The sequence below is a fragment of the Azospirillum endophyticum genome (genome assembly GCF_016595245.1).
GTDB classification, from domain to species: Bacteria; Pseudomonadota; Alphaproteobacteria; order Azospirillales; family Azospirillaceae; genus Azospirillum; species Azospirillum endophyticum.
Map to the genome: position 1 here is coordinate 806594 of NZ_JAENHM010000073.1, position 11888 is coordinate 818481.

9 protein-coding genes are annotated in these 11888 nt (G+C 67.2%); 4 read left to right on the forward strand and 5 right to left on the reverse strand.

All coding sequences use genetic code 11. From position 1 onward, the window contains the following. Window positions 1-262 precede the first annotated feature (262 nt). Genes JHL17_RS30610 through JHL17_RS30625 form a run of 4 tightly spaced genes read left to right on the forward strand, consistent with a single transcriptional unit; the run spans window position 263 to window position 4636 of the window. Window positions 263-1945, forward strand: a complete 1683-nt coding sequence (locus JHL17_RS30610) for an intermembrane phospholipid transport protein YdbH family protein (protein WP_200198372.1) — start codon at window positions 263-265, stop codon at window positions 1943-1945. Next, window positions 1942-2217, forward strand: a complete 276-nt coding sequence (locus JHL17_RS30615; protein ID WP_200198373.1) for a YnbE family lipoprotein — start codon at window positions 1942-1944, stop codon at window positions 2215-2217. Before JHL17_RS30610 ends, JHL17_RS30615 begins: the two co-directional genes overlap by 4 nt. Then, the gene (locus JHL17_RS30620) at window positions 2217-2585 is read left to right on the forward strand and encodes a YdbL family probable chaperone protein (protein WP_200198374.1); all 369 of its coding nucleotides are present in this window, start codon (window positions 2217-2219) and stop codon (window positions 2583-2585) included. Before JHL17_RS30615 ends, JHL17_RS30620 begins: the two co-directional genes overlap by 1 nt. Further along, a complete protein-coding gene (locus JHL17_RS30625; protein WP_345773913.1) occupies window positions 2582-4636 on the forward strand; it encodes an O-linked N-acetylglucosamine transferase, SPINDLY family protein in 2055 nt (684 codons plus the stop codon). The genes JHL17_RS30620 and JHL17_RS30625 overlap by 4 nt, the downstream gene beginning before the upstream one ends. On the opposite strand, the gene JHL17_RS30630 is transcribed toward JHL17_RS30625, so the two are convergent. The 5 genes from JHL17_RS30630 to JHL17_RS30650 form a co-directional block, all read right to left on the reverse strand. Then, window positions 4627-5352 carry a hypothetical protein gene (locus tag JHL17_RS30630; protein ID WP_200198375.1) on the reverse strand — a complete coding sequence of 242 codons (726 nt, stop codon included), beginning with the start codon at window positions 5350-5352 and terminating at the stop codon, window positions 4627-4629. The two genes, JHL17_RS30625 and JHL17_RS30630, sit on opposite strands and share 10 nt — an antisense overlap. Before the next feature lie 111 nt (window positions 5353-5463). Continuing rightward, the gene (locus tag JHL17_RS30635; RefSeq protein WP_200198376.1) at window positions 5464-7821 is read right to left on the reverse strand and encodes an LPS-assembly protein LptD; all 2358 of its coding nucleotides are present in this window, start codon (window positions 7819-7821) and stop codon (window positions 5464-5466) included. Between the two features lie 155 nt (window positions 7822-7976). After that, window positions 7977-9398 carry a homospermidine synthase gene (locus JHL17_RS30640; RefSeq protein ID WP_200198377.1) on the reverse strand — a complete coding sequence of 474 codons (1422 nt, stop codon included), beginning with the start codon at window positions 9396-9398 and terminating at the stop codon, window positions 7977-7979. 143 nt (window positions 9399-9541) lie between these two features. After that, window positions 9542-10825 (reverse strand): type III PLP-dependent enzyme, encoded by a 1284-nt coding sequence (locus JHL17_RS30645; protein ID WP_200198378.1) that lies wholly within the window; start codon window positions 10823-10825, stop codon window positions 9542-9544. A 449-nt stretch (window positions 10826-11274) separates the two neighbouring features. Then, a complete protein-coding gene (locus JHL17_RS30650) occupies window positions 11275-11838 on the reverse strand; it encodes a 1,2-dihydroxy-3-keto-5-methylthiopentene dioxygenase (protein WP_200198379.1) in 564 nt (187 codons plus the stop codon). Window positions 11839-11888 lie beyond the last annotated feature (50 nt).

The window sequence follows — 11888 nt, forward strand, 5'->3', positions numbered from 1 at the left end:
CGACGGAATGCAAAGCCGCGCTGGCGGCGATGGCGATCCGCCAAAAGTCACGGATGACGGCCACTCGTCCGGGTGTTCATCCGGGCATGGACGTGGCAAGCCACAGATGCGGGACGATAGGCCGGTGGACCTAAGCAGGTTTTCCGAACTCCGCCCACAGATGGGCGGGCTCGGAAAACCTGCAAAACCATAGAGTCCGCAGGTTTCTCCAGGCCGGGCCTGTGGCCCGATCTGGAGAAACCTGCTTAGGAAGGAGAAACGGGTGAGGTTGGGACGGGCGATAGCGGGCACGGCGGCGGTCGCGGCGACGCTCGCCGTCGTCGGTCTGGGTGGCGCGATCCTGGCAGGCCCGACGCTGATCGGCGGCACGGCGACCGAGATGCTGCGCAAGGTCGGTTTCGCCGGTGCCGCGGTGACCGTCACCGATCTGCGCGTGGCCGACGGCTGGCGCGGCCTGCGGCTGGAGTTCTCCGTCGACAGCGGTCCCTTGGACGCCGCCGCCGGGGCGCTGGATCTGCCGATGTCGGGCCGGCTGACGTTGTCCGGCGCACTGGTGGTCGGGCTTGAGGGCGGTGCGGTGACAGTCACCCCCGCCGGTTGCCTGCCGGCCAAGGCCGAGACGCTGATGGTTGCCGGGCAACCGCTCAACCTGCCGCAGGGAGCGGATCTGTGTGCCGCAAGGGAATCCCCTCTCCTGCGCTGGTCGCCCGATGCCCTCACCGATCCTCTGACCGTCGCGGCGGAGCTGCGGGCGCCGCGGCTCGACGCCCCTGCCAGCAGCCTGCGCGCGGAGCAGGTCGTGTTGCGGTTGGGGCTGGAGGCCGATGGACGGCGGGTCGACGGCACCGTCGGGAAGCTGACCAACCTCGCGAAGCCGGCGCCGGTCGTTCCGCTCGGCGTCGCCGTGCAAGCCGCACAGGCGGGAGAGGGGCCTTGGAAGATCGGCGGCACCGCCAAGGGAGCCAACGGCCTGCTCTCCATCACGTTCGATGGTACGCATGACCAGGCCGCCGGAACCGGACGGCTGGAGGCGGTGGTGAAGCCGATCCGCCTCGCCCCGGACGGTCCCGGCCTCGCTGCCGTCTCCCCCCTTGCGGCGACCTTCCTGGAAAAGGCCTCCGGCACGCTGTCGGGCAAGGCGACGGTCGCCTGGACGGCCAAAGGCCTGACCACTGGCGGACAGGCGGTGGTGAAGGAGCTGACCGCCGCCGCCGGGCCGGTGACGGTCGCCGGGGTCAGCGGCAATGTCGCACTGTCCAGCCTGTCGCCACCGGTCGTTCCGGCTGGACAAAAGCTGTCTGTCGGCCTGCTGGATGTCGGCATTCCGCTGACCGACGGCACTCTGCTGTTCGGCTATGGCCGCAACGGACGGCTGGACGTCGACCGGGCGGAGTGGCGCTGGGCCGGCGGCATGCTGCGCGCCGACCCGTTCGAACTGGCGCCCGGCAAGCCCAAGGGGACGGTCACCCTGCACGCCGACGGCATCGATGCCGCCAAGCTGCTGGAGTTGATCGCGGTGGATGGGCTGGAGGCGAGCGGCAGGCTGGCAGGTACCCTGCCGGTGCTCTTCGCCGACGACAAGGTCACTCTGAACGGCGGCGTGCTCGAATCGGCCGGCCCCGGCACCCTGCGCTACGATCCGGCAAAGCCGCCCGCCGGGCTGAAGGGGGAGGAGGGCAGCCCGACCGCCATGCTGATGGGGGCATTGACCAACTTCCGTTACGATAGCCTGCGCATCACCATCGACGGGCAGGCCGGCGGCGAACTCAGCGCCGGCTTCTCCCTGCGTGGATCGAACCCGTCATTCTACGATGGCTATCCGGTTGCGCTTAACCTTAAGCTGTCCGGCGCGCTCGACCGGATTCTGCGCCAGAACCTCGACGTCTACCGGATTCCCGACACGCTGCGGGACCGGATGACCGGCTTCGACCAGAAGGACCAATGACCGCCACCATGGTTATCAAACTCCCGCCCGCCATACTCCCGAGTCCCGGCCTCACGGCCGCCCTGCTGATTTCGGCCGTGCTCGCCGCCTGCGCTCCGACGGTGAAGATCGAGGCGCCCGACAAACCGATCGAGATCAACCTCAACGTCCGCATCGAGCAGGAGGTGCGGGTCAAGCTGGAACGCGACGTCGACGACGCCATCCGCAACGATCCCGCCCTGTTCGGCCTTCCGACCGACTCCGCGCCCTCTTCCACGAAGGGGAAGAAGTGATGAAGAACGACTCCATCAGCCGCCGCCGCTTCAACCGCCTCGCCCTGTCCGCCCTTGGGGCCGGGCTGCTGGTCGCCGCCTTGCCGCAATTGGCACTGGCGCAGGATGCCTTGGCAGCGGCCAAGACCGCCGGTCAACTGGGTGAGCGACCGGACGGGATGGTCGGCGTCGTTCCCGGCGCGCCCGCTTCGGCCCAGGCGCTGGCGCAGCAGGTGAACGCCCAACGCCTGGCTCGCTACCAGGAGATCGCCAAGGGCAACGGCACGGCCTTGGACAAGGTCCAGGCGGTCGCCGGCCAGCAGTTGATCGAGCGCACCCCGGCGGGACAATTCGTGATGACCGCCGCGGGCCAGTGGCAGCGCAAGTGACCTCTGCAAAGGGGCCCTCTGCACAGGCGGTCGGCAAAGGCGCCGTCGCCGATCTGCGCCGCCGTCTGGCTGGCAAACCCGGCGACGGCCCGCTGCTGACCGCCCTGTTCTCGGCGCTCGACACGCTGGGGCAGGCCGGCACGCCGGAGGAGGCGGTCGCCCGCTCCAATTTCGCCGAGGCGCTGCGGCGTCAAGGTCGTCTCGCGGAGGCTGAGGCACATCACCGGAAGGCGCTGGCCTGGCTGCCCGATTTCGGCGGCAATCATTACAATTGGGGCGTGACCCTGCAGGCGCTCGGCCGAGCGTCGGAAGCGGCGGCGGCCTATGGCGAGGCCGCCCGGTTGATGCCGAACTTCGCTCCGGCATTCTGCAACCAGGGCGTCCTGCTGCGCGAACTCGGCCGGCTGGACGAGGCGGAACCGTTGCTGCGCCGCGCGCTGGAGCTTGACCGGACCATGGTACCGGCCCTGCTGGCTTTGGCCGCCCTTCACCGCGACCGCGGCGACCTGGTCCGTGCCATCGCCGGTTTCGGTGCCTGCCTGTGCCTGCGACCCGATCTGGCGGAGGCGCAGGCGAATCTTGCGCTGGTCTTGAAGGAACGGGGCCAGCGCGGCGGCCCGGCCGAAGACGGCGCAGCCAGCGTCATCGGCTTCGAACGGGCGCTGCGCATCGGCCTGCCCGACGCGGGCGGGGTGCTGGCGCAGCTGGTGCAGCAGCGCCGTCACCTCTGCCGCTGGGACGGGCTGGGCGCTCTATCGGCCAAGCTGGTCGACCTGGTGCGGGAGGGGCGGACCCGGCAGGTCCATCCCTGGATCTTCCTCGGCGAGGGGGCGGGACCGGCGCTGGAGCGCGCCTGTGCCGAACGCTATTCCGGCTGGAAGACGCGCGGTGTCCAGCCTGCCTTCCCGGCGCGCGCCGGCCGTGGGCCGAAGCTGCGCATCGGTTATCTATCGGCCGACTTCCACGACCATGCGACCGCCATGCTGATCGCCGAATTGATCGAGCGGCACGACCGTGGCCGATTCGAAATCATCGGCTGTTCCTACGGATCCGACGATGGCGGTGCTCTGCGCCGGCGGCTGATTGCAGGGTTCGACCGCTTCCTCGACCTGTCGGCGCTGACCGACGAGGCGGCTGCGCGCCTGATCCATGAAGCGGAGGTCGACATCCTGGTCGACCTTAAAGGCCATACCCAGAATGCCCGGCCCGGCATCGCCGCCCTCCGCCCTGCACCGCTACAGGTACAGTGGCTGGGTTATCCGGGGACGCTGGGCAGCCCGGCCGTCGACTATGTCATCGCCGACTCCGTGGTGATCCCCGCCGATCAGCAGCGCTTCTACAGCGAGCGCATCGTCCATCTTCCCGACAGCTACCAGCCGAACGACCGCAAGCGCGCCATCGGACCGGTGCCGGACCGGGCCGGCTGCGGCTTGCCGGCGGACGGGGTGGTGTTCTGTGGGTTCAATGCTTCCTACAAGATCGGTCCGGCGATGTTCGGTCGCTGGTGCCGGATTCTGGAGCGAGTCCCCGGATCGGTTCTTTGGCTGTCGGAAGGGCCGATCGAGGTCGCGGTCAACCTGCGGCGTGAGGCGGCCGCCCGGAGCTTGGCGCCGGAACGGCTAGTCTTCGCTCCCCGCCTGCCGGGACCGGAGCATCTGGCACGCCACCGGCTGGCCGACCTGTTCCTCGATTCGAGTCCGGTCGGCGCCCACACCACTGCCAGCGATGCGCTGTGGAGCGGACTGCCGGTGCTGACGGTGGCCGGACGGTCCTTCGCCGGACGGGTTGCCGCCAGCCTGCTGCATGCCGTCGGACTGCCTGACCTGGTGCTACCGGACTGGGACGTCTATGAGGCGACGGCGTGCCGGCTGGCCGTACAGCCGGCGGCGTTGGCGGCGTTGAAGCTGCGGCTGGAGCAGGCACGTGCCGCCGCTCCTCTGTTCGACACTGACCGTTTCGCACGTTCCATCGAGGCGGCCTTCGCCGCCATGTGGGACATCCATGCGGCGGGAGAGCCGCCGCATGGATTTGCCGTGCCGCCTCAGGGATAGGCGCAGCGGTCGGCCGTGACCTCCACGAAGGAACGCTGCGCGGCGGCGATGGTGAAGCGATACTCGCTGTTGTCGACCACCAGGGACTGGTGCAGCGGCAGCACGCCGCTGACGGTGGTGCCCTTGCCGCCGATGCCGGTGATGCGGATGGTCACCGGCTGACCCGGATCGAACCAGCTTTCGGCGTTGCCCTGGCCGTTGTGGGCGGACTGGCCTTCGCCGGTGACGGTGACGGTGCCATTGCTGAAGGTCACCCCGCGCGCGCCACCCTTCAGCAGCGGCGTGCTCAGCGTAAAGCGCTTGGTGTCCGTCGGCTGGCAGTTGCGCGGAACCTGGGCCTGGGAGATGACGAAGGCGAGGCGGTTGGCGTCCAGCCCCCCCTTCAGCCGTTCCGACACCAGCTGCGCCAGCTTGGCAAGGTCACCGGTCGGAACCTCGCGCTGCAGGCGGCCTTCCAGCTCGCCCACGCGCGCCTCGGCGGTGCGGGCGGCATGCTGCATCTGGCTTGCCAGCAATTCCAATTCCGCCTTCTGGCGCGACAGGGTCGCGATCTCCTCGCGCAGGGTGACGTCGCGTCCCTTCAGCTGCTCGATGCCCATCTGGTAGGAGAACAGTCCGACGCCGAGCACCAGTGCGGCCAGCAGCATGAACTTGATCACGCCGGCCCGCAGGCGTTTGCGGTACCGTCTTTCGTAGTCGTAACGTCCCAGGGTCATGATTCCGGTCGCGGCGGGCTGTCTCGTCGGGCGTTAATGGCTAACGGCAACGGCCAAGGGATGCAACCCCTTGGCCGTCGTTTCCTGCGGCGTTCTCCAGTTGGCCCGCCGTTACTGGTTGGCCGAGCTGCCTCCGAGGAATCCGGCGTTGATGCCGGGGGTCTTGAACTCTCCGACATTCTTGAAGACCAGACGGAAGAAGATGGAGTTGCCGTCCTTCTCGCCGGTCGTGCTGATGGTGTAGTCGCGGCGTGCGATGGTCTGGAAGATCAGGCATTCGTCGGCATAGGTCAAAGTTGCCAAGCTCGAACGCGGGCCCGGCTGGGGCTCCATCGCTTGGGTGTGCGAAAGACCCAGGCTCCAATAGTCGGTGAACTGCGACGACGCACCGAAGGACGCTTGCTCCACCCGGTTGCGGGTGACGGCGGTGCGCGACGTCGTCTGGTCGACATAGGTGTAGGCGGTGGACAGGCGCAGCAGCGGCACGCCGGCCGACGCATTCAATGAATGGCGGCGCGGCCGGAAGGTTTCGTGATCGACGCGGAAGCCGTAGTTCACATCCAGCCAATCAGCCGGCTGAAGGTCCAGGCGCCCGACATAATCGGAAACACGGTCCTTCAGGCCGGTGTCGCCGCTGAAACCGGCAGTGCTGTCGCTCATACGCAGGCTCTGGCCCAGGAACAGGCTGGCCGACCCCTGGGTGTTGCCGTAGATCGCGGTACGCAGGCCATAGGTGAAGCGCATGCCGTCGTCCAACCGGTCGATGCCGGTGAAGCGGTTGGGTTGCAGCAGGTTCACGTCGTCGAACTCGACGTCCAGGCTGTCTTCGTTCGGGAAGATGCGGTTGTTCGGCAGCTTGGGTGCGAAGGTCAGCTGGCCGATCGGCTCCACCATCTGCGACGAGCTTTCGCCATAGCGGACAAAGGGATAGCGGACGGTCGCCTGCCCCTGCGGGAAGAAGCGGAAGCGGCTGATATTGTCGTTCCCGCGGGTCGTCGGGTCTGCCGTGTTGAACTGCTGTGCCTTGTAGCCGGCAACCAGCACGCTCCCCGACAAATTGGTGATGAAGCCGGCGTTGGAGACGATGTTGCGTTCCCAACCCGGCTGCGCCACGAAGCGCTGCGTGTCGGGGCCGGCATTCTTGAAGCGCGACACCGCAAGAAGGCTGGTGTCGAACGACCAGCGGCCGCCGAGCAGGCTGCCGGGCTCGCCGAGCGCGTTGTATTGCGCGTAGGGCAGGGTGACGGGCTCGGGAATGGGATTCCCATACCGCATGTCCTGGAAGCTGTACCCGGTGATCGCCGCATAGTTCCGGCCGCGGAAACCTTCCACGAAGACCTTGCTGGTCAGGTAATCCTCGCGGAAATCATAGTAACGCCGCAGGAAAGTCGGATCGCTGGCGCGCTTGACGTCGAAGCCGGCGCGCCAGGTCTCGTCGATGTCGAACAGGCCGCGCGCCGCGATGTAACCGCGGTTGCGCGTTTCCTTCGGCACGGTCGTGGTGTTGGCGACGTCGCCGCGGGTGAAAGCACCCTCCAACTCCAGCCGGCCGCTTTCGAATCGCTTGCGGTATTGGCCGCCGAGCAGCGGTCCCTGCTGCGAGTAGTAATGCAGGTCGAAGGTGGCGTCCTGATCCGGTGCAATGTCCCAGTAGTAATGGGTCTTGAGGATCGCGCCGAGATTGGAGTTGTTGCCGAAGGACGGCGTCAGGAAGCCGCTCTTGCGGTCGACCGAGGGATCGGGATGCGACAGGTAGGGCGTGTAGGCGACGGGGATCCCGAAGATCTCCATCGTCGCGTCGCGATAGCGGACCTCGTGCTCCTCGTTGTCGTGCACGATGCGGACGGCGCGGATCTGCCACAGCGGCGGACGGGTCGGGTCCTCCTTGCACAGGTCGCAAGGGCTGTAGACGCCGCGGTTGACGCGCGTCAGGCGGCCCTCGCGCCGCTCGCCCTCATTGCCGGCCATGCGGCCGTTGTCGGTCATCAGGACGCGGATGTTCTCGATGAACACGTCCTTCAGATCGTCGGTCAGCTCGGCGTAATCGGCGAAGATGATGTCGCCCGACGTCTCGACCAGCCGGATCTTGCCGGTTGCGGTGACGACCTTGGTCTTCTGGTTGTAGGTGATCTTGTCGGCGCGAACGCTGCGCTTGCCCTGGGCCAGTTCCACGTTGCCGCTGGCGGTGACGACGCTGTTCACCTCGTCGAAGGTGACCTGATCGGCCGTCAGCAGGACGGGGTCCTGTTTGGACTCGGTGCCGCTCGCGGTCGCCGGGGCAGCCGGGCTCGCCGGCTTCATGCCGGGGACGGGCGTGGCCGGGGATTGGGCGTTGGCCGGATCCGGAAGGGCCAGATCCACGGCGGCGACCCCGCACGCCAGCATCAGCCCGACGATGCCGGAGCGCAGGATGGGGTTGGCGGCGGTCGGAGCTTTGGCGCGGGCGCGCCGGGAGACGGGCTTGGGCATGTCGGAACGATTGGGGGAAGCGAAAGCCCAAGTCAACGGTTTCAAGACCCTGCGGCGGGTGATGTCACCGTGTCGCCGCCGGCCCTGTTGCAGCACTGCCGCAGCCGCCGCGGCCGGAATGGCCGTGGTGGCTGCGGCACTTCATCCAATCTGTCTCAAACGACCCGGAAGTTCTTGAACTGCCAGGGGTCATCCTCGTCGATGTCCTCGGGGAACAGGACGTTGCGATCCTGCAGCGGCGTCCAGTCGCCATAGGCGCCGACCACCTCGCCGAGATAGGGGGTGGCGATGTCCAGCACCCGGCGGAAGTCCACCGCGTCCGGTTCGACCACGCCCCGATTCGGGTTCTCCAGCGTCCAGACGATCCCGCCCAGGACGGTCGAGGTCACCTGCATCGATGTGGCGTTGTTGTAGGGCGCCAGCGACCGCGCCTCTTCGATTCCCAAGCGCGAGCCATACCAGTAGGCTCCCTTGGCATGCCCCATCAGCAGCACGCCCAGCTCGTCCATGCCGCCGGTGATCTCATGCATCATCAGCCGCTGCTCGGCCTGCATGTTGAAGTTCTTGCCGGACAGTTCGTGCAGCGACATCACCGCGTCGTCGCAGGGGTGATAGGCATAGTGGCAGGTCGGCCGGTAGACGACTCGGTCGCCCTCGCGCACCGTGAAATAGTCGGAGATGGAGATCGCCTCGCTGTGGGTGATCAGGAAGCCGTGGAACGGCCCCTCCAACGGCGTCCAGGTGCGGACGCGCGTTGCCGCTCCCGGCCGCATCAGGTAGATCGCGGCGCCGCAGCCGAACTCGTGCTCGCGACCGTCGGGGGGCAGCAGCTTCTCATGGGTGCCCCAGCCGAGTTCGGCCGGCTGGCAGCCCTCGCTGACGAAGCCGTCGATCGACCAGGTGTTGACGAACTCCCCGATCTGCTTGGGCTGGTTCGACACCTGGGTATCGCGCTCCGCCACGTGGATCGTCTTGATGCCCAGCGTCTGCGCCAGCCGGCCCCAGCCGTCGCGGTCGGTCGGAACATCGGTGTCGACGCCGGTGTCGGCGGCGATGTTCAGCAGCGCCTGCTTGACGAAATGAGACACCAGACCCGGATTCGCCCCATGGGTGATCAACGCGGTCGGGCCGCCTTCATAACGGTTGCGCAGCGCCAGCGCCGATTCGCGCAGCGCGTAGTTGGAGCGCAGCGACGGCGACACGCTCGAATCGGTGTAGCCGCCCGCCCACGGTTCGGTGCAAGTGTCGGTATAGAAGGCGCCGACCCGCTGGCAGAATTCGATCAGCGCGATCGACGAGACGTCGACCGACAGGTTGACCAGGAAATCGCCCTTGTCGATCAGCGGCTTCAGAACCTGGAAGAAATTGTCGTTGTCGAGCGGGTTGTTGTGGAAGGCGACGCCGTAAAGCTCCGCTTCCTCGCGCCCGCGCTCCTCGGCGGTGACGATGGTGATTCGGTCGGCCGTAAGTCCGTCGATGTGACGGAGAAGCAGCGGCAAGACACCCTGGCCGATCGAACCGAATCCAACGATGACCATGCGGCCTGTGAACGTGCAGAGCTTCGTGTCCAGGGCCATGATTTTTTGTCTCCCCGAGGTAGTTTAGGCCAACGACATAAGCCGGCGCTCCCGCCCACTTCAGAGAAGAGGAAACGGGACACGCCGGACCACTGAATGTTACGGATGTCTTTACGCTTTATCCACAGAATCCGGCTTCGCCTTCACGCCGCGCAGGAGCGAAGCTCGTAGCCGGGGGTGGCCAGCAGCGGCGCGTCCGACACTTCCACGACACGCGCCTGATCGAAGCCGTTGAAGGCGGTGCGCAGGCAGGAGCCATAGGCGCCGAGCTGCCCCAGTTCGATCCAGTCGCCGGCCTTGACATCGGCCGGCAGGTGGAAGGGGCCGTTCATCTTGTCGGCGCTGTCGCAGGTCGGGCCGTAGAAGCTGAAGGCGGCATGCTCGGCATCGGTCATCGCTTCGAACGGGCGGATCAGCCGCGCCGGGAAGCGGAAGCCCGGCACGCCGGCATCCGACAGGGCGCCATAGACGCCGTCGTTGATGAACAGCTCGTCGCCGCGCCGCTTCACCACCTGCACCACCAGCGAGACGCCGGGGGCGACCAGCGCACGACCGGGCTCGCACCACAGGCGACACTGTGCCGGCAGGTCGATGGCCCCGATCCCGCGGGCGATGGCGGCCATGAAGTCGCCGAGCGGCGGCGGGGTGACGCCCGGATAGGACACCGGGAATCCGCCGCCGACGTCCAGCACGTCGATGGATACGCCGCTCTCGGCAATGACGTAGCCGGCCAGGGCGATGGCGCGTTCGTAGGCCGACGGGTCGAGCATCTGCGAGCCGACATGGAAGGACAGGCCGATTTTCGGCGCCGCCGCACGGGCGGCGCGCAGCAGGTCCACCACATCGGTCATGGCGGCGCCGAACTTTCCGGACAGATCGTAGACGGCGTTGCCTTTCGGGAGGGCGAGGCGCACGACGAGGCCGAGGTCGGCGGCACCGTCCGTCTCCTCCAGGATCTTGTCCAGCTCCTCGCGGCTGTCGAGCACGAAGTCGCGCACGCCATACTGGTGGTAAGCGTTGCGGATCGCCTGACGGCCCTTGACCGGATGCATGTAATGCAGCTCGGCGTCGGGGAACATCTGGCGGATCAGCCGGATCTCCCCGGGAGAGGCGACGTCGAAATGACGCACGCCGCCAGCCCACAGCGCGCGCAGCACCGCCGGTTCCGGGTTGCACTTCACGGCATAGAGCACGTCGCCGCCACGGGCGACCGCGTCCGTCGCGTCGGCGAATGCCTTCAGGAAGCTGCCGGCGGTATCCGCCAGCACGCCGGGACGGATGCAGTGCATCGGCTCTTCCGGTCGGTGCAGGGCGACGGCCTGCGCGACCGTCGAACGACGGCCGCTGGCAAGGGAAACGGCGCTGCTGTCGTTCAGGCCGACGCGGCGGAGCGGGGTGACGGCGGAACGGGAACGCAGGAAGCCCATGGCGCACTCCTATCCCCGGACGGCGGCAGGCAAGCCGGTCCGGTGAGCAGACGGCGATTCCAAGCCGCGTCACGAACCGGCCAGCACAAGGCTTGGGCGCGGGTGGCGCAGCGGAATCGGCGATTGATCGGATTTTGGAAGGGGGGAGACGGAAAAAGCCGGTGCGAGCAGCGGCCCCGGGCTGTGAAGCTCCAGGCAACAGCGCGTCGTTTACCGGCTAAAGGGCTACCGTCTCACAGCCCCACCGTGGGCAGCGTACATACTGACCTCCCTCTCGGGACCGACCCACTGGAATGGTCGGTTCTGCCAAAAAGGACGCGGTACGTCGTAGCATAACCACAGAGGGCCATAGGCACGTGCGGGTGCGTCGTGCCGATTGATTTACGCTTTTCCGGCCGTGATTCAAGTGAATTTTTTGAGGCGGGAATGGGGCGGAAAGCGGAATGGATTCAGGCCGTCTCCATCCTGTCCGGATCGAAAGTCGGGAAACGCGCCGCGATGGTGTCGCCGGTCGGGCTGGCCACCCAGCCGTCGGGACGGCCGAAGAAACGGATCGCGGTGAAGCGTGGAGAGGCCCCCATGTCGAACCAATGCGGCGTGCCGGCCGGAATGCTCAGAAGGTCGCCGGCCTCGCATACGACACGGAAGACCCGACCTTCCAGATGGATGTAGAAGGCGGCGGCTCCTTCCACGAAGAAGCGCGCCTCGTCCTCGTCATGGATGTGTTCGTCCAGGAACTTGGCGCGCAGGGTGGCGACATTCTCGGTTCTCGGCGTGATGCGCACCACATCGACCGCGCGGAAGCCGCGTGCCTCCTTCAGCCGGGCGATCGGGCCGGCATAGACCCGCAATACGTCACCGCCATCGGTGGAGGCGGGCAGGGGCGTGTCCGCCGCCCAACGTTCGTACAGGATGCCGCTATGGACCAGATGGCCGGCGATCAGGACAGGATCGGTCGTGCGGAGCTCCGGCCGGCGGGCATCGCTTTCCAAATAGACGGTCAGCTCACTCAATGCACGCACTCCTGCCGAACGAACCCCCACAGCCTGAAGCACCGCCGCGT